The sequence below is a fragment of the Neobacillus sp. OS1-2 genome (assembly GCF_030915505.1).
Taxonomy (GTDB): Bacteria; Bacillota; Bacilli; order Bacillales; family Cytobacillaceae; genus Neobacillus.
Genome location: NZ_CP133265.1, coordinates 1,521,442 through 1,540,294, shown reverse-complemented (window position 1 = coordinate 1,540,294; position 18,853 = coordinate 1,521,442). Strand labels below are relative to the sequence as shown.

At 39.4% G+C, this 18,853-nt stretch carries 15 protein-coding genes; 8 read left to right on the top strand and 7 right to left on the bottom strand.

All coding sequences use genetic code 11. The annotated features are described in order from the left end of the window. The first annotated feature begins 2 nt into the window (after window positions 1–2). Both RCG19_RS07550 and RCG19_RS07545 read left to right on the top strand, forming a co-directional pair. Entirely contained in the window at window positions 3–566 is a 564-nt protein-coding gene (locus RCG19_RS07550; RefSeq protein ID WP_308110332.1) for a cysteine hydrolase family protein, read from the top strand. 91 nt (window positions 567–657) lie between these two features. Beyond that, a complete protein-coding gene (locus tag RCG19_RS07545; RefSeq protein ID WP_308110331.1) occupies window positions 658–1,869 on the top strand; it encodes a multidrug efflux MFS transporter in 1,212 nt (403 codons plus the stop codon). Window positions 1,870–2,036: 167 nt separating this feature from the next. Here the strand turns inward: RCG19_RS07545 and RCG19_RS07540 are convergent, their stop codons facing one another. The 6 genes from RCG19_RS07540 to RCG19_RS07515 form a co-directional block, all read right to left on the bottom strand. Continuing rightward, window positions 2,037–2,225: a hypothetical protein gene (locus tag RCG19_RS07540; protein ID WP_308110329.1), complete on the bottom strand. Its 189-nt coding sequence runs from the start codon at window positions 2,223–2,225 to the stop codon at window positions 2,037–2,039. 473 nt (window positions 2,226–2,698) lie between these two features. Beyond that, on the bottom strand, window positions 2,699–4,225 hold the full coding sequence (locus RCG19_RS07535; RefSeq protein ID WP_308110328.1) for an APC family permease: 1,527 nt from the start codon (window positions 4,223–4,225) through the stop codon (window positions 2,699–2,701). 556 nt (window positions 4,226–4,781) lie between these two features. Further along, on the bottom strand, window positions 4,782–5,951 hold the full coding sequence (locus RCG19_RS07530; RefSeq protein WP_308110327.1) for an SGNH/GDSL hydrolase family protein: 1,170 nt from the start codon (window positions 5,949–5,951) through the stop codon (window positions 4,782–4,784). 78 nt (window positions 5,952–6,029) lie between these two features. After that, on the bottom strand, window positions 6,030–6,956 hold the full coding sequence (locus RCG19_RS07525; RefSeq protein ID WP_308110326.1) for an ROK family protein: 927 nt from the start codon (window positions 6,954–6,956) through the stop codon (window positions 6,030–6,032). Beyond that, the gene (locus RCG19_RS07520) at window positions 6,953–8,737 is read right to left on the bottom strand and encodes a class I mannose-6-phosphate isomerase (RefSeq protein WP_308110325.1); all 1,785 of its coding nucleotides are present in this window, start codon (window positions 8,735–8,737) and stop codon (window positions 6,953–6,955) included. Before RCG19_RS07520 ends, RCG19_RS07525 begins: the two co-directional genes overlap by 4 nt. 129 nt (window positions 8,738–8,866) lie before the next feature. Then, the gene (locus tag RCG19_RS07515; protein ID WP_308110324.1) at window positions 8,867–9,841 is read right to left on the bottom strand and encodes a helix-turn-helix domain-containing protein; all 975 of its coding nucleotides are present in this window, start codon (window positions 9,839–9,841) and stop codon (window positions 8,867–8,869) included. Window positions 9,842–9,939: 98 nt separating this feature from the next. On the opposite strand from RCG19_RS07515, the gene RCG19_RS07510 reads away from it, so the two are divergent. The 5 genes from RCG19_RS07510 to RCG19_RS07490 all read left to right on the top strand — a co-directional run bounded on the left by RCG19_RS07510 (window position 9,940) and on the right by RCG19_RS07490 (window position 16,739). Next, the gene (locus tag RCG19_RS07510) at window positions 9,940–10,857 is read left to right on the top strand and encodes an ROK family protein (protein WP_308110322.1); all 918 of its coding nucleotides are present in this window, start codon (window positions 9,940–9,942) and stop codon (window positions 10,855–10,857) included. 95 nt (window positions 10,858–10,952) lie between these two features. Beyond that, window positions 10,953–12,227 (top strand): ABC transporter substrate-binding protein, encoded by a 1,275-nt coding sequence (locus RCG19_RS07505; protein WP_308110321.1) that lies wholly within the window; start codon window positions 10,953–10,955, stop codon window positions 12,225–12,227. A gap of 113 nt (window positions 12,228–12,340) precedes the next feature. Next, window positions 12,341–13,264 (top strand): carbohydrate ABC transporter permease, encoded by a 924-nt coding sequence (locus RCG19_RS07500; RefSeq protein ID WP_308110320.1) that lies wholly within the window; start codon window positions 12,341–12,343, stop codon window positions 13,262–13,264. Continuing rightward, the gene (locus RCG19_RS07495; protein ID WP_308110319.1) at window positions 13,265–14,095 is read left to right on the top strand and encodes a carbohydrate ABC transporter permease; all 831 of its coding nucleotides are present in this window, start codon (window positions 13,265–13,267) and stop codon (window positions 14,093–14,095) included. It abuts the gene before it with no gap. Between the two features lie 31 nt (window positions 14,096–14,126). Beyond that, the gene (locus tag RCG19_RS07490) at window positions 14,127–16,739 is read left to right on the top strand and encodes a glycoside hydrolase family 38 N-terminal domain-containing protein (protein WP_308110318.1); all 2,613 of its coding nucleotides are present in this window, start codon (window positions 14,127–14,129) and stop codon (window positions 16,737–16,739) included. Between the two features lie 784 nt (window positions 16,740–17,523). Here RCG19_RS07490 and RCG19_RS07485 read toward each other — a convergent pair. Beyond that, entirely contained in the window at window positions 17,524–17,691 is a 168-nt protein-coding gene (locus RCG19_RS07485) for a hypothetical protein (RefSeq protein ID WP_166241798.1), read from the bottom strand. A gap of 289 nt (window positions 17,692–17,980) precedes the next feature. Here RCG19_RS07485 and RCG19_RS07480 point away from each other — a divergent pair, with 289 nt between their 5' ends. Then, entirely contained in the window at window positions 17,981–18,820 is an 840-nt protein-coding gene (locus tag RCG19_RS07480; RefSeq protein WP_308110317.1) for a YitT family protein, read from the top strand. Window positions 18,821–18,853 lie beyond the last annotated feature (33 nt).

Sequence of the window (18,853 nt, the reverse complement as noted above, 5' to 3'; positions counted from 1 at the left end):
TTATGCAAAATAAAAAAACGGCATTGTTAGTAATGGATCTGCAAAATGGTATTGTTTCCCGTTTTGCTGAAAATACAGAAATCCTTACACCCTTTCAAAAAGCGATCGAAGCGGCTCGTCAACACCATATTCCGGTTATTTTTGTTCGAGTGGGATTTAGCGAAGGCTATCCGGAGGTCAACCCTCAAAATCAGGCCTTCTCCGCTATTGCAAAATCTGGTGGCATGACCGTGAATGATCAGGGGACACAAATTCATGAATCCGTACAACCCAAAGCAAATGAACCGGTTGTCACGAAGTATCGTTTTAGCGCATTTGCTGGCAGTACACTTGAGCTCATTCTTCGTTCACAGCAAATCGACTCACTTGTTCTTAGCGGTATTTCGACAAGTGGCGTTGTCCTATCTACTGTAAGGGAAGCCGCAGATAAGGACTTTTCCTTAACGGTGCTATCGGATGCCTGTCTCGATGCCGATCCGGAAGTTCACCGTGTGCTTATAGAAAAGGTTTTTCCGCGCCAAGCCGGTGTTCAAACGGTTGATACTTGGATTGATACCCTGCGTTAATTTTTAAATATAGTGAATTGAACCAACAAGCATCTCATACAGGGGGGGCTTGTTGGTTTTATTTTGCAGCTTAAAAGGAGGGGTGACATTCATGCCAATCTGGAAAAGGAACTTAATGGTATGTTGGTTTGGGATGTTTATGTCGAGCATAGGCTTGAGTCAAATTGCTCCCATACTGCCACTTTATATCGATCACCTCGGTATTCATCATGCCGCTATAATTGCGCAATATTCGGGATTTGCTTTCGGGGCTACGTTTATCATTTCAGCTGTGTTCTCTCCTATCTGGGGAAGTGCAGCTGATAAATATGGGCGAAAACCGATGCTGCTCCGGGCAAGCCTCGGAATGGGTATTGTGATCGGATGGATGGGGATGGCCCACAATGTCTATGAGCTGATTGGATTACGATTATTGCTGGGAGTCATTTCCGGTTATGGCTCCGCATGTACAGCGTTAATCGCTACACAAACAGATAAAGAACATGCGGGATATGCACTTGGAACACTTTCAACTGCCAGTACGGCAGGTTCTTTGCTCGGCCCACTCATTGGCGGTTATTTGGTCGAGAGTACGGGGTTGCAAAATGTATTCTTCATAACAGGTGCTTTACTGATTTTATCCTTTATTGCTACTGCCTTATTTGTAAAAGAATTGTTTATTCGTCAAGCTAAAAAGGTTCTTCCCATGAAGGAGATATGGAGGCAGATTCCTGAAAAAGGTTTAACCATCACGTTGTTTGTGACTTTTTTTGCGCTAACACTAGCACTTTATTCCATTGAACCTATTATTACCCTCTATATTACACAATTAACGAAGAGTTCTGGCCATGTGGCTTTGTTAGCCGGAATGACTTTCTCAGCTTCTGGACTGGCAAGTATGATTGCCGCTCCAAGTCTTGGCAAACTGTCTGATCAGCTTGGAACACAAAAAGTAATCCTTACAGCTCTTATAGTGGCAGGGCTTATCTTTATACCGCAAGCCTTTGTAACGAACCCATGGCAATTAATGGGGTTAAGATTTATTCTAGGATTGGCCACAGCAGGCCTAATACCATCTGTTAATACGTTGCTTAAGAAAATTACACCAGATTTTATGACGGGCAGAGTGTTTGGGATTACCATGTCGTCAGGGTATTTAGGGGTCTTTGGCGGGACAACTTTAGGGGGACAGATGGCAGGGCATTTTGGTATCAGATCTGTCTTCTTTATTACCAGTGCTGTATTACTCATAAATGCGGTTTGGGTTTATATAAAGTTATATAAAAAAATGAATAGGAAAGAAATAGTATCGAACCAAGCTTAATTTGTCTTGGATTGCTTGTTTCAGTTAAAAAAGGTATGGGTTGGAATTCTACAAAAAAGCTAAGGAAATCTACAATTGAGGAGATTTTTCTTCAAAATTAAAACTTATTCTACAAATTTCGGAATTAATTCTACAAAAATTGGAAATCCCCTTCCAATATTAGAGGATTAGCGAATCTCAATGCTTGTCACCGTCCGATATATGCCGAGATTTGTAGAATCAAAGAATCTTAAACGTTCATTGCGTTTTGCATGATCCTTGACGCACTTCATTTCTGCCATGAAATCAAGGAAGTTCTTTCCGGTCATCCCTTCGAAAAAGGTAATCTCCCATTCTTTGATACCTTTTATGATCAATCAAATGTCCACTGCAGATAAAGAAATCATCCAATTTTTAGAAAACAGTATAACGAAAAGTGATTCCAGTCTTTATTCAATTGATTGAGGATGGCAAGAGAAATGGGGAAATTTCGGAGAAGATCTCTGTACAAGGATTCCTCATGTATATAAATATGAGTATGAAATTTTCCGGTGAGTTTCTTACTATGATCAAGCAAAGCGGAAATATGAACTTAATCAATGAGATGGTCCACATCTTTTTTTACGGATTATGCGGAAAGCAGTGAGATGGAAACCTTTAATTGGTACAGGTATATCTCTAGAAGGAGATTCCATTTATAGTTAGGCCGCCCCGCAATCAATTACTATACTTATGCAAAAAATTGCACCTAATTATCCGCTTTTAATAACTTATGAGCGGACAATTAGATGCATTTAGACATTGGGTAAGACTCCACGTTATTGATTGTTTCGTTAAATCAACTTGTAAATCAAGATTTAAAAGATATGTCATTGTGTTGGTGTTTTTTCGGTATCGCATCATTATATGGCATGTTGCTATGTCCGTAGCTGCGGTGAATTGCCATATATAGTAGACCAATACCAACCACTACGACTCCTGAAACGAGGACGATGTAGTTATCATACCAGGGGGCATCCGGAGTTCTTGGCCAACACATGTTGATCATGGCAAGGATTCCGTAAATAAGTGCACCAATATTAACAGGCAGTCCCCACTTGCCCAAATGGTATTTGCCACTAGGATTCCATCCTTTTAGTCTAGCCCGAAGTGCGGCAAGGACAACCATTTGGAATCCAATATAAATGCCAAGTGATGCAAAACTGATGATCTTAGTGAGTGCATCCTCTGACACTTTTGAACCAAGCACAATGATCGCTGGAATAATAGCGGCAAGAAGCAACGCATAGGGTGGAATGTGACGGGCAGATGAAAATTTCTTTAAAAACCGGCTTCCTATAATCATGTCATCACGTCCATAAGAATAGGCAAGTCTGCTGGCTGCTGCCTGTAAACTAATGGCACATGAAAGGAATGAAATCAAGACAATCCCTAGTACGATCTTTGCACCCATGTTACCAAAAGCATTCGTCAAAATGGTATCAACTGGAGCCACGTCCTTACCGGCGATCACTGCAGGAATATCAGCAACGGAAAGAACTAAAGCTAAGGTAACGAAAACTGCTGCAGCACCGCCAATGTAAATTGTCCGGCGCATGGCCTTTGGGATTAGTCCACCCGGATTGGGTACTTCTTCTGCTACATCCCCACAAGCTTCGAATCCAAAATAGAGAAAGGTTCCAATTAAACTTGCTGCAGCAAAGGCATAAAAGTAGCTATGGCTGCCCGCGGCACCAAAAGAATCAAAGAGCACACTTAGACCGTGATGTCTTTGGGTAAGAAGCAGCCAAAAACCAACTGCAAGCGCACCAATAATCTCAGCTGAAAAACCAATTAATGCTGCGGCTGCAAGAACCTTTGTGCCAAGAAAATTGATGATGGTCGATAGGGCAAGAATGCCTATTGAACAAAGAATGGTGGAGTTCACTGATATTTCAAAGCCTAAAACCTGTGCCAAAAATGGTCCAGCTCCATAAACCACACTGGCAATCGTGACAAACAAAGCGATTAAATACACCCAACCCGTCATCCACGCAAATTTGCGCCCCCATAATCTTCGGGCCCAAGGGTATACTCCGCCTGCAACAGGGAATTGTGCAACCACCTCACTAAAGACAAGTGCGACTAGTAATTGTCCGAGACCACAGATGATCAGACCCCAGATCATGGGTGGGCCGCCTTGCGCAAGTGCATAGGCAAATAATGTGTACACGCCTACTACAGGGGAAAGATAGGTGAACCCAAGGGAAAAGTTTGCCCACGGACTCATATCACGGCGAAATTCAGATTCATACCCAAGTGCTGCCAGTTGTGAAGCATCGCTATCCACATGTTCTACAGCGGATCCACCCATTGTATCTTTTTGATTTCCTTGCATATTTGCGCCTCCTTAAAATAGTAGATATATTCTTATATGCAAGTACCATACCAATATCCAATTGGTGCAATATTCAGTAAATTAGCCCTGGAAAGAAAGGGGATGTTATGCAATTTTGAATTTTCTATTCAATAATGAATGATTATCCTTGATTTTTACCGCAGGGATAGAAAAAGATTGTGTTAGAAGTTTCCTTAATTAATACAATTAAAGACCCTAAAGCTGCTGCGAAGGAGTTACTCAAATCAAAGGGTGACACCATCCTTTACCATACAGGCTCTGAAAGAATGATTATAGAAATGAGAAATGGTACCGGATTGCGGGGGTTAGGATCATGAAAGAACCTTGGAATTAGCCACTTTCGGAAAATCGTTCTAAAACTGTAAATTATGTAAGAGAAAATAAAGGGTTCAGTTCCACTGCTGGTGCAGGGGGAGCTGAACCCAATTTATTTGGAAAAGTTTCAATTTAGAATTTTACGTCCGCTAGTTGTGCCTTCTTATTAGCTCAGATTCCGATCATCGCCTAAGAGAACAGTCCCAGTCCCTGTATTTTTTTATGTTCTCTTCACTAAGAATCCATAAACAAAAGAGCCCTCAGCTTTACCGGGATTTTCCACAGAAAGCGTGTAGTGTCCTTTTCTTGGCAAATGAAATTGATTGCCGTCCTGAGGCAGTTTTTGCTCTTGAATCCCGCAAAACGCTAACTTCCCGGCGGAGCTTTGCCCAGGTGCTATCCCAAAATCAAGCTCAATTGTAAGTGCACAATCTTCATGGATGATTTTAAAAAGGGGATAGATGACTAATTCATCTTCTTCTGTCATAAAGGAGAAGGTTAGTTTGCTGTTGGCATGAAGATGAAATGTAATTCCCTTTGAAGCAGAGGAACCTACTCCGAAAAGAGCATGCCCCTGTTCTTGTAAATCTACCTGATTTCGCAGCGCAATACCATACTCATCAAAGGAAGGAATCATGACGGATTGATTACGAACCTGCAGTGGATGATAAATACTACTCATGCTGGCAAGAATTCCAGTTAGTTTAGCAGACAGTAGACGATAACCCTTTGAATTGTAATGCACATTATCAGACTGTACCTCTTGAAATGGGAAGGGCTTATAAAATTGTGTAGTGTCAATGATAGGGACTTGGTAGTGCTTAGCGATTAGCTGTAGTGTTTTCCGGTATGTGTTACGCATCAAATCTATCTCATTTGAGTGCTTAGGCGGAGTTAACAACACCACTGCAGAACCAAAATTAAGGATTTGTTCGATTAGTTTTGACATGTCCGTTATGTACTTTTCAATGTTCTGCTGGGCTTCTTTAGCGACATAGAAATTCGTTGTGGAATCATTCGTTCCTAGCATGACAAAATGTACATCTGCATGAGGGTTTTGCTTCCAGCGATTCATTGAAGCCTCTACCCAATCTCCACTAAACCCACGATTGATGACGGTCACGAGACCCTTGCCAAATATATCATCACAAAATTCCTGTAAGCTTTCCGGGTATGTGGTTCCGGCTTGCTCGTGTTCGGAATAGGTAGAGTCTATTTCGCAAGTAGGATCACTTTTTGCAAGTCTTCTATCAGGACTAAAGGTATCCTGCCCATATGTCATGGAGTCCCCCTGACACACGACCGTAATGTGTTGATTGTTTACACGCTTTTTTAGCAGGGATGCGAAGGCTGTTATCTGCTTTAATTGGTAGCTTTCGAGTTGTGCCATTGTGTCCTCCTTTTTACAGAAAAAGACAATGAAAGTAACATCTACTTTTTCATTGTCTTATCATGATCGTAATAAAAACTACTTAAACATCTCTGCTATCCCAACAAAGGTGTAGTGTAGTGCATTGTTAAGCTGTTTGACGCGGGTACCTGTATAAGCTATTTTTTGATTAAGACTTTTCTCGAAAAGGTCAAAGCTTTTTCCAATTTGTCCCCCGATGATGATCTGGTGGGGTTGAAATTTTTCGATAAAGGGAGAAAGCATTTCTCCTAGATTAGCCCCAAATTCATTAAAGAGCACAAGGGCTTTTCTATTTCCATCTCTCGCAAGCTCTGCTAATTCCTTAACATCGATATATTCATTCAACAGGTTTTTCTGTGAAGCCAGTTGTAAAATGCCACGACGTGAAAATTGCTCATCGACGATTTTTTCGTTATAGAGTTGATTATAAAGATAGCCCTCGGCTGGAACTCTAGCATCCTCTTTAACGATATTTCCATTTTCAATAAAAACTGAGCCGAGACCCGTGCCAATTGTCAGGCTAATGATCCGTTCTTGAGGGAATAGCGTGCTGCCTCCAAGTCCGAAAAGGCGGCCGTCATTTTCAAAAAGGATCTTGACATCGGTTGCACCTTGAAAAACGCCTGCATGCTGCAGCATTTTTGTTAAATCATCACGAAAGGGTATTCCGTATAATGATTCGAATTTATTTAGCCCTTTGATATAGCTGATTCCATTCTCATAATCAAACGGACCAGGAAAGGCTAAGCCAATCCCGACCGTTTTTTCAGCGAAGGGTTCTGTCGTTTCTTGTTTGTAGGTTTGATAGCTTTCAGATAGGGATGTAATGACACGAACAAAATGATTTAGGATGGTATCAGAATCTTCATTTGAACGAGAGTCATATTGGGTCATGGTATCCTCGATGATGCTATTGTTTTCTAACACCGCCCCTTTAATAAATGTCCCGCCCACATCCAATGCGATAATCATGTCCGGTTTCAAATTAATTTCACATCCCAGTTTGGGGAAACGCCAGCTTTAATTAGTTTACATGGTGTATTTCCAACATTGACAATTTTGTAGGCTCCGAAAACAGATGGGAGAATATATGATTCAGCATAGCCAAGCTCAACATAGACGGACTCGTCTTCTGCTGAAACAATCCGGACCTTTTCACCTTCGACCAGATTGTACATGACAAACTCATTATTGGTGTGATCGTTCCACTCATCCTGTAAATGAACTCGTCTTACAAAGAATAATAAGTCATCGCGCTGGCCAAGTAGGTATTCTTCATTCTCACCTTGCTTGTTTATTAATACCGGCTGTGCAATAAGGTTATCCTTTACCCAATTGGTTGTTTTAAAGAAATCAATATTTTTAAAGCCGTGATCTGTGTTCAGCGGTCTTGGATTTCCATCTAAATCTTTACGAAGATAATCGTAGAGTTTGAACGTAAACCACCAAGTGGTAGATGAAACCTCTAACACGAGATTGTCTTTTCCTGAACAGTGAACAGTTCCAGTAGGGATCAAGAATAAATCGCCCTTGTCTGCGTCGAACTCATTTACATAATTCGTAAATTCAAATGGTATACCTGATTCTTGTGCGGTTGTCACAGCATTTACAAAGTCTTCCTTTGGTGTTCCTTCCGTTAAGCCAAGATAGACTTTCGCATCGTTTTGTGTCTCCATGATGTAGTAGGATTCTTGCTGGGTCATTTTTTCATTAAAATGCTTTTTGACATATTCCTGTTTTGGATGGACCTGGCAGGATAGATTGGAACCATCCATTGTATCCAGGTAATCAAAACGAACAGGGAAGTAGTCACCGAAAAGATTGACATTTCGTTCGCCCATAATAGCAAGATGCTCAAGCGCCATGACAATTAGGAATGGTACTTCAATCACTTGATTTTCATATCCGATTAAGATGGAGTTTTCCGGTGCAATTGGCTCAAAAGACCAGGCACAGTTAACCCAATCCTGAGGCAGATCTACCAAATCCTTCAACCGTTGTCCACCCCAAACACCTGGTGCGAAGAACGGCTTTACACGTAGTGGACGGCGTGCAACATCCGAAATGATTTCCTTTAATCCTGCTGAAGAAATGCTAATCGGTTTATTCGCCTGGTTCATGTCTACATAAAAATCAATTTTATCAAAAATGCCTTTTCGATAGTTTTCAAGAATGGGCCATTCTACGAAATAGGCAATCTTGTATTTTTCAACTCCATCCTTGTTCCAATCCATTCCGAAGTTAAGGAGTCCTTTTTTATATTCAGCTTGTTGATATTCACGTGATACATCAAGGAAGTATAATTGATCTGCCTTTGCACCTGCTAACCAGTATGCACCAGGACCAAATACAAGACAAACTTTCTTTGCGTTGGTAAAGGCTTTGTTTTGTGAGTGAGCCGCAAATACTTCTTGTGCATCCGAGATAAATAGTTCATGAATGTCAGCATCTGTTACATACCCAAACGCACGGTTTTCTGTAATGTTTTCAGCAAATTGATCACGGAGCTGTGAGCCAGGTTTTAGGAAGCTTGCGGTGCTTTGAACATCAATGGAATAGTCGTGTTTTTCTAGAATAGCAATTACTTTTTGGATGACACTATGGAAATTAGCACCGTTTGTCCCATCTATTGCGATTACGGGTACTGATGCAGCTGATTGTTCTAATTTAGCTAGGATATGATTGATTATTGTTTCATAACCCTCTATTAGTTCATGGTCATTCATTTTTCTTTTTACAGAGTTGATAGGATATTTATTAAACATACAGAAATACACTCCTCTACTAGATGATTACCCTAAGTATAATCATTCTAATTGGGATAGTATTTACATAAAAGAGTCATACTTTTTCAAAAAGAGGACATTAGGCAAAAAAATACTCATCTTGAACATTCATTCGTTCGAGATGAGCCGTTTGCTGAATTCGCCTGGTGTGACGCCAATGATGTCTTTAAAAACGGTTGTGAAATAATGGACAGTTTCAAAGCCGGTTTGTATTGCGATTTCTTTTATTGGTAATTTAGTTGTTGTGAGAAGGTTTGTGGCACGATTGATTCGTTCGTTTCGGACGTACTGTGTGAACGTGACGCCTAGTTCCTCGGTGAACAAGCGGGATAAATGTCTGCTTGAGATATGCAGGTTTTCTGCGACATCCTTCAGCCGTAATGGTTGTGATAAGTTATCGCGAATATAAAGCTTTGCCCGATGGATGACTGTTGTGGACAGGCCTTTGGATTGAGTGGAATCTGTTTCATCTTCTCCCTTTATATATAATTGCGTCAGGGAGAAAAGAAGAGAGGAGGATAAATTCACAATCGTATCCTTCATGAATGTATTCGTTTGCTGTGCTTGTAAAAGTAGAGCGGTCCACAATAGCTCTGGATGAACCTCATTCTGAAGATCCAGAATAAATGGCTCCACCACTGATAAATGTTTGTAAATGCTTGCCCCTTTTTCCGATGCCTTTGGATAAAGTGGTTCAAATGCAATAAAAACGATATGTAACTGGTTAATACTAATGATTTGATGTTTGATATTGGGCCGACTCAGAAAAAGTTTTCCTTTTCGTAAAGGATATTCTTCTCCATTTTCAATATAGGTTCCTTCCCCATCAACAATGTAACAAATTTCAAAAAAAGAATGCTTATGTGGTTTGTTGGAATTAAGTGATGTTTCACCGCCCCAATAATGGATGTATAATGAAATTTCCTCGCCATTTAAATATATTGCATGTTGATTCAATAAGGAATTTCCTCGATCTAATTGCTTCTGAGTTAACTTCATCGGCCATCCCTCAGCTCTGTTTGATGTATACGATTTATGATAAAGGAAGGGTTGTTTTTGTTCAAGTTCTAACAAATCTTGCAAAAAAGTGTGTCTCCATTTTATAAAAATTCGACATGATATTGTAAAGACCTTAAAGGTCAACAGGCTTATACTTTGGATATAGAAGGATGTGAAGTCATTTGAATAATCATTATTATCTGGCTTTCGATGTGGGAGGATTTTTTATTCGAGGAGGTGTGCTTACTCACCAGGGTGAACTCATAACCGACACTGTTTCTTATTATTCTTCTAACAGTACTGCAAATCGTGAACAATTAATAGCGAATTTCGTCCATATCATTTCTCGTCAAATGCTGACCATTATGGATAAGTCTTTTGTAATCGAAGGAATTGGCTTTGCCTTTCCAGGACCTTTTGATTACGATCATGGAATTTGCTTGATCAATGGTGTCAATAAATTTGATTCTTTGTATGGAGTTGATTTGCGCACTGAATTAACACAACGCTTGAAACAACATAAGGTGTTTGTCAAACGGGCAGATCCACATTTTCAAATCCAGTTTAAAAATAATGTGAATATGTTCGCTCTCGGGGAATGGTATTTACGAGAAGAGAAAGAGTACGCGAAGATAATGTATGTAACCATTGGAAATGGGACAGGTTCTGCTTTTTTAGAAAATGGGGAAATCGTTACAGATCGACAGGATGTTCCACAGAATGGATGGGTTTATCATCTGCCCTTTCATGAGTCCTATGTAGATGACTATATCTCGACGAGAGGGATTTTGCGGATTGCAAGGCAATTAAGGATCGATCCAAACCTCGAATTGGAGCAAATTGTTGCGGCAGCAAGAGCTGGACAAGAGGATATGATCAAAGTATTTCAACTATTTGGAAAGTTAGTAGGAGAAATGCTGGTAATGGTTACAACCTTTTTCAACCCAGATGCGATTGTCTTGGGAGGTCAAATCTCAAAAAGCTACGATTTATTTATGAATGAAGTTCAAGTTGCTTTGAAAAATAAACATGTTTCGGTTGAATTGTCAGATGAGACATCCTATAGCACACTTATTGGGCTTTCAAAGGTTCTATTCTAGATTTTTTTGCCATTGTGGGAAAGCGGATACATTAATAGAGGGAAATCTAGTTTGATTGTTTTGTAGAATAAAAACATTATTGGAGGTTACAGCCTATGAAAAAGAAATTAGCAGGTTTATTAGCTGGTGTGTTTTTGTTTTCCACTGCTTTAATTGGTTGTTCAAACAACGAAACTTCATCTTCAGATAAAGGAGATAAAGGGGATAAAGTAAAACTTACTGTTTGGGGTGACGCTGATAACCAAGCAACATTAGAAACATCCTTTGACAAAATCAATAAAGCATTTATGGAAAAATATCCCAACATTGAATTAGATTATCAATATTCAGGAACTCTTGAATCTATTAACGTTGCATTACAATCAGATACACTGCCAGATCTTTTCTGGGTTCAAGGGAATAAATCAACAAAAATGGCTGAAATGGCACGTAATGGCTATTTACTGCCATTAGATGAGTACAAAATGGATTTATCACGATTTTCTGAGGAAGCAGTTGAATATGGAACGGTGGATGGTAAGCTTTATTCTTCACTGCCTTCCTTCATTGCCTATGTAACGATGTATTACAATAAAGATCTTTTTAAGAAAAACAAAGTAGATGTTCCAAAAACGTGGGAAGAATTTGAAAAAATCTCAAAAGTATTAGCAGATAAAGGAGTTACTCCGATTGCAGTAGGGGGTAACGGAGATTTTGACCGTTATTGGATGATGCAGGCAATGGCTGCTTCACTTGGAAATGAGACATTAACTTCGATTGTAAAAGGTGAAGAGAACGTTAATTATACAGGTCTTGAAAAAACATTTGAAGCGTACAGTGATTTTGCTAAAAAGGGTTACTTTGGTAAGGACGTAGCATCCATTGATGGAAATGGGGCGAAGCTTGCCTTCACAAATGGTAAGGCCGCCATGATTCCAGATGGTACTTGGAACAACTTAACGTATCAAGATACGCCGCTCAACATTGGTAGCTTTGCCTTACCAGGTCTTGACGGCAAAACATATGCACAAACAGGTCCTTACAATGGAAATACGTATGCTATCTCCAGCAAAACAAAACATCCGGATGAAGCGGTGAAATACCTTGAGTTCTTAAACAGCAAAGAAGCGCAACAAATTATGGGAGATGAAACAGGTCTTGTCCCAATGTATGATGACATTAAGCCAAAAGATAAGTTTGTAGAAGAAATGGCTAAATTTGATGTTGTAGGATTAAACATTTATAACGCTTTAGCACAAGTAGCAAATGAAAGCTCTAAGCCTCAGGATTTACTGTTAACTAACCTAACACCAAAGCTTATGACAGGTGATATGACGGCAAAAGAGGCAATTGTACTAATGAAAGCTGAGTTGGCGAAAAAAGCAAAATAACGTACTTGTTAACTAACCTAAAAGTAAGAGATGCGGGCATGTAAAAATGCCCTGCTCTTATTTTGTGGCTACTTTTTTACTTAAGTTTCACATAGGTAGGAGTGAATGGAAGCGTGAAGACCCATAAAAAAAAGTATCATTATTTAATGTTTTTGACGCCTGGGTTTCTTTTGTATTGTGCATTTGTAATTTATCCTATCATTTCTGCTGCACAAAACAGCCTTTATAAATGGAATGGAATCGGTCCCAAGGAATTTATTGGGCTGCAAAATTACATTGACCTGTTTAGCAATCCGGAACTTGTCTCACAATTATTAAATGCTTTTAAAAATAGTTTTTTAATTTTTGTTCTTACCGTCATTATTATTCTTCCGTTGCAACTGATTTTTGCTTATATGATTCATACAAAGACAAAGGGACATACATTCCTACAAGCTGCTATTTTTTCACCACAGTTTATCTCTACGCCGGTTATTGTGTTTATTTTTACCTTGTTACTTGATTCCAATATTGGTGTCGTGAATATTACATTAGAAAAGATGGGCTTGGAATTTTTAGCACAGCCCTGGTTAGGGATGCCTAGTTTAGGAATTTATATTGTGTGGTTAATGATCTCTTGGGCAGGTTTTGGTGTAGGGATGATGTTCTTTATTGGTGCGATGAAGATGATTCCAGCGGACAGTCTGGAGGCAGCTTATCTAGATGGTGCAGGATATTGGCGTCGATTAGTATCTGTTATTCTCCCGCAAATGAAAGTCACGATTTTGAACTTAGTTTTAATTTCTTATATCTCGGCTATGACGATCTTTGATTTTAGTTACATCCTTGGCGGTGTTGCTGGAGGAATCGATGGCAGTGTGGATGTAATGAGTTTATTCTTCTATCGAATCGCATTTGGTGATAACAATCCATTAGGTGGAAATCTAAGTGAAAACTCAATTGGAATGGGTACGACGGTAGCATGTGTACTATTCTTCGTCATCTTTATCGTTGCTATCATTCAAATGTATACGATTATTCGGAAGGAGGAGAACTAAATGATAGATAAAAAGAGGGGTATTTCTGCTAATCTAGTCACCATTTTCATGTGGATCTATTCATTTGTCATCGTTGGGATTATTGGCTATTTAATCTATAACTCATTGCGTTCTCGTTCTGATATCCTTTCTAATACAATGGGAAAACCTCAAGGGTTATCGTTTGAAAATTATCTTGAACTCTTCGTAAAAGACCATTTTGAAAACTACTTCTTAAACAGTGTCATCATTTTGATTTTAAGTATTTTCCTCTTAACCTTCCTCTCTTCTATGGTGGCGTATGGTTTAGGGAGATATAAATTTAGATTGAATAAAGCAATGCGAGTGTTTTTCTTATTAGGAATGATGTTTCCCGTTCAATTGGGGATTGTACCGATTTTCCTATTAATGCAAGATTTAAATCTTGTGAATACGTATACTTCCGTTGTGTTAATTCTTGGAACAGCGATCTCCATGCCTGTCTTTATGTTAACGGACTTTTTTGCGAAATTACCAAATGAATTATATGAAGCCGCCATTATTGATGGGGGCGGTGAGTGGAGAATCTTCTTGCAAATCATGTTCCCGCTCGCCAAACCGGTTGTTTTTGCTGTGTGTATTGTAACGTCTGTGCAAATTTGGAATCAATTCTTTATTCCGTTAATCTTCCTGCAAAGTGAAGAAAACAAAACGATTCCTTTACTAGTCGTAAAATATACGAATCAATTATTTAATAATATGGATTTAGCATTAGCTGCCTCCGTTATGTCAACTGTACCGATCTTAATTTTATTTGTGATTTTCTCTAAGAGAATTTTGGATGGATTTGCTTCTGGCGGAGTGAAAGGGTAAGGATACAAATTATTTCTAAGGAGTGTAACTTGTGAGCAAAGTGAAAGAAATTTTATGTCTGCATCATAGTCATCTTGATATAGGTTATACGCATCCCCAGCCACTATTGTTGGAATTACAGCGTGATTATATTGATGAAGCTATCGATTTATGCTTAAAAACAGAAGACTACCCCGAAGAATCACGCTTTCGTTGGACCTGTGAAGCAACCTATCCTGTTCTTAAATGGCTAGAAACAGCCTCTGAAGAACGTGTGGGGGCTTTTCAGCGCATGATAACCAACGGACAAATCGGTATTGCAGCGATGATGATGCACACAACACCGTTAGTCAACGCAGAACAAGTGGCTAGAATTTTAGCCCCGATACGCGAGCTTCGCCAAAAATTTGATATCAAAATTAACACCGCCATCAACCATGATGTGAATGGACAGCCATGGCCAATAAGCCAGTTATTACTGGATGCAGGTGTTGATTTTTATATCACTGGCATCAATGTCCATTTTGGCGGAATTCCTTTCAAACGTCCGGCTGTGTTCAACTGGTTAACACCTGATCAACGTTCTTTACTAACTTTCCAAGGTGAGCATTATTCGTTATTTAGCCAATTTTTCCATACGTCTATGGCAGATACGAATCGCATGCACGAAGGGATTAAAGAATATGTGGATCGTCTTGAAAGCAACGGGTATGAGCATGATTTTATTTATTTAACAGCGACAAACCCGCCATTATTTGATAACAACTGCCCAGATCCCCAGCTTGCTGATTTAATCAGACAGTATAATGAAGAAGGTCATGAATTTAAGGTTCGTTTCGTGACACCTGAAATGCTTTTAGAAAAAGTAAAAGGAATTGATCCTAAAACCATTCCAACGTATTCTGGAGATTGGACAGACTTTTGGAATTTCGGTTCAGGGAGCTCAGCGAGGGAAGTACGCCTAAATCGCAGAACCAAACATGTTTTACGAAAATCTGAACTATTAGAAGCACTGCAAGGCAGCCCTGGAAAACACTATGACAATATCAAAGCCGAATCTTATTTACAGGTGAACCTTTTTGATGAGCATACATGGGGAGCTGCCCATTCGATTACAGATCCCGATCATCCTGAAGTATATTCGCAAAGAAACCATAAGTCACATATGGCATACCAAGGGGCAGACCTTTCTGCCTATTTGCTAGGAAAGCAAATGGAAAAGCTTGCGGCCAACCCGCTACAATCATGGGAGCCTGAAGGTATTTTAGTAGTGAATACTTCGGATGTTTCACAAACGGTCCCACTAAATGTGCCTAAAGAGTTTTTCATTGAAGGCAGACATTTAGCAGCTGCACGTGTGAAGCAATTCCTTCCATATGGGAAGGATGAAGGGGCGACGAAATATTTTGGTACCATTGAATTGGCTCCATACTCCTATAAGAAGATTCCTTTCAGACAGTTAGAAGAACAATTAACTAGCGTTCAAAAAGAACAAGTCCATTTTTCGGTTACTGAAAATACAATTGAAACGCCTTTTTATCTAATGACCTTTGATCCTAAATCTGGACGTATCGTTCAACTTCATGATAAAAAACGACATTGGGATATGCTAGACAAAAATAGTGAATGGACATTGTTTGAATATATAAATGAAAGCATTAGTCCATTACACCATACACAAGAACGGTCAACCTTCTTCCCGCGTGACGTCGATCTTGGTAATAAGAGCATCAGTGTATGGAACCATCATTGGAAAAGCATTCGAACCGGTGCAAAACGTGTGACTTCGTATGAAATTGATACAACCAGGCACGATTCCGTTTCCTATATTATGCATGTAGAAGCACCAGGAGTAAGCCGCATGGAACAAAAGATTACTTTCCATGTGAACGACGGAAAAATTGAACTTATTGCTTCTCTAGATAAAGCAGACATTCGTACACCAGAATCCATCTATTTTGCCTTCCCCTTACAATTACAACAAGGATGGAAGAGTCAATTTGATACTGCTGGAATGTTTGTCGAACTAGATCGCGAGCAGCTTGGAACTGTCAGCAAGGATTGGGTAACCGTGGACCAAACCGTTTCTATCTATGATGAGCAAAAAGGTGTAACACTGGCTTGTCCAGATGCGCCACTTGTCCAAATTGGCGACTTCAATTTCGGAAAAGAGAGCAAGGAAATTGAACGTAATGAGAATCCCTTGCTACTGGCATGGCCGATGAACAACTATTGGGATACGAACTTCTGGATCAATCAACCTGGCCGCATCCAATTCAAATACGAGCTCACCCCATTTGCTCAATTTGATCAAGTGGAAGCCCATAAAGCAGGTGTTTCTGCAACTGATCCCGTCGAGATAAATATGGCCATTTCCTGTGCATCAGAGGAAAGCGGCCAATTATTAGCTGGAGAAGGAGAAGGGATTGTCCCACTATACATTAAGCCAGCAGCAGATAATAACGGTTTCATTCTTACGCTGCGCAACCTTACAGAAAAACAAGGAACATACACATTCTCAGTTCCGGGTAAAACCATCATATCCTCTTCCAATGTCAGCATCCTGGAAGAAGACCTAAGTGAAATTGAAATCATAAATGGGGCAATCAACATCACACTACTAGGCAGACAACATCAATATGTGAGAGTCGTGTTGGGTGAATAACCCAAATGGACCCAATAAAACATTTCTGGCGGTATTTTTAATAAGCTATTAGGCTATAGGCTGACTACTTGGAGTTATAGAATTGTAATTTGTAACATTGATTCAATAAAAGGTTTGGGTTCTTGCATGGTACATATAAAGAACCCCAAACCTTTTTTATTTTTACATGGCAGAGACTTTATAGAAAGCAGGGGGGATGTCGTTTTTTATGGGTAAGGACATTTTACCGGGAAAAGAAGGCTTGTGTCTTTTTAGGAAATTCTCAAAAAAACTAAACTTTAGGGTGATGTGTTAGTGGAGATTTCGTCGTGTATCGGGTAGCGTTTTTCGACTCATTTTATAATAGAAACTCCCTATTTATCGGTGCTAGGGGTAGTTTTAATTAATTGTTTAGTTAATATCAAATCGTACTGATTTTTGTAGGTTCGTAGTTTTTATGAGTTCATATAGAAGAAGGATAGCGAAGATTGAGACCAATCATCGACAGAAACCTTACTGACAAACTGGCTATAGTTCTTTTTACATAAGGGTTTTGTCCACATTTAATCAAACGATTAATTAGGTAATTTCGTGTTAATCAAATGTTTGATTGGATGTGCTGCGGATGTTGTGATTGAGGGGATTGCGTGATTTTTCAGATGCGAAGTTTGTCGAAAGGCGGATTTGTAATAACGAGTGAAAAGTAGTTCGGTAAGGCTGCTTTTTAAGGAACCAAGTAGACATCCAGGTGGGTATTATAACAACAATAAAAAAACAGCTTCACCTGGAAGCTGCCTTATATTGACTAGATGGCTTGTTTCAAATGTTCTTTATTTCCGGCCATGTTTTTAAGTGTTGATTGTAGGTCAGCTAAATCCTGTGCATCAATTTCTTCAATTCCATCAAAAATAGAAATGGTTAAATACGTACAAATGACAAAAACAGTGATGACAGTAAACCAAGCAACAAACATTTTATGGTCCCCCTTGTTTAAAAACTTACCCTCATTTTAATTGATTTTTTTAAAATTAAATGTGATTTATGTCACAAAAAAACAGGATAAATAGTGACTACTTTTTCCTAAATAAGCAAGCGGATAAAACGGCTATATATGTAGGGGTTTTGCCTACGAATCTTGCGTTTTTTTCCCATAGTCCTGTGGACATTGGCTCCAAGTCATTTATCAAAGTGTATTGTACGTGCAAATGTTCCGCGCTATAATGATGTGAGTTTGTGCTTAAGAAATAATTGTGAGGTAGTATATGAAAAAAATAAGCAAAGATATGATGATAATCATGATTGGGGCATTTCTGTTTGCGTTAGGTGTGAATGTATTTGTTATTCCGAACGAGTTTGGGGAAGGCGGGGTAACGGGGATCACGATTATTACCTACTATTTATTTGAGTGGTCACCAGGGTTAGTCAACTTAATTTTAAATGCCTTTTTGTTACTTGTTGGTTATAAATTTTTGAATAAGGTCACAACGATTTATACGATTATTGCCGTCGTGTTTAATTCGCTTTTTCTTCATCTGACAGAGGGCTGGACGATTGCTTCTGATGAGATGATGGTGAATGCCATTTTTGGGGGAATTGTTATAGGGGCCGGAATTGGCTTAATTATTCGGGTGGGTGGAACAACAGCGGGCACGACCATCCTAGCAAGGATTACCCATAAGTTTTTGGGCTGGAGTATTAGCTATGGTTTATTGTTCTTTGATTTAATTGTGGCGCTTTCCTCTTACTTTATCATTGGCGCAGAAAAGTTGATGCTGACCATTATTATGTTGTATGTTGGGACAAAAGTGATGGAATTTGTCATTGAAGGCTTGAATCCCAAGAAGGCGATTACGATTATTTCTGATAAACCGAATGACATTGCTGAGCAGGTGACGACATCCATGGACAGAGGGGTAACCGTTTATTCGGGGCACGGGTATTACACAAAAACCCCAAAGGAAATTCTCTATATTGTGATTAGTAAGCAAGAAGTCATCAAGTTGAAACGAATTGTTCAATCGACTGATCCCAATGCATTCATCGCCATCCACGATGTTCGTGATGTGTTCGGTGAAGGCTTTATTGATATTTCAAAAGCATAATAGTAGATCAAGGGGGGTGTCAGGCACCATATG

Excerpts from the sequence above, each read along its gene's own strand:
- RCG19_RS07550 (WP_308110332.1), top strand. The coding sequence starts at position 3 with ATGCAAAATAAAAAAACGGCATTGTTAGTAATGGATCTGCAAAATGGT.
- RCG19_RS07485 (WP_166241798.1), bottom strand. The coding sequence starts at position 17,691 with ATGTTTGTTGCTTGGTTTACTGTCATCACTGTTTTTGTCATTTGTACG.
- RCG19_RS07535 (WP_308110328.1), bottom strand. The coding sequence starts at position 4,225 with ATGCAAGGAAATCAAAAAGATACAATGGGTGGATCCGCTGTAGAACAT.
- RCG19_RS07505 (WP_308110321.1), top strand. The coding sequence starts at position 10,953 with ATGAAAAAGAAATTAGCAGGTTTATTAGCTGGTGTGTTTTTGTTTTCC.
- RCG19_RS07495 (WP_308110319.1), top strand. The coding sequence starts at position 13,265 with ATGATAGATAAAAAGAGGGGTATTTCTGCTAATCTAGTCACCATTTTC.
- RCG19_RS07530 (WP_308110327.1), bottom strand. The coding sequence starts at position 5,951 with ATGGCACAACTCGAAAGCTACCAATTAAAGCAGATAACAGCCTTCGCA.
- RCG19_RS07545 (WP_308110331.1), top strand. The coding sequence starts at position 658 with ATGCCAATCTGGAAAAGGAACTTAATGGTATGTTGGTTTGGGATGTTT.
- RCG19_RS07480 (WP_308110317.1), top strand. The coding sequence starts at position 17,981 with ATGAAAAAAATAAGCAAAGATATGATGATAATCATGATTGGGGCATTT.
- RCG19_RS07520 (WP_308110325.1), bottom strand. The coding sequence starts at position 8,737 with ATGTTTAATAAATATCCTATCAACTCTGTAAAAAGAAAAATGAATGAC.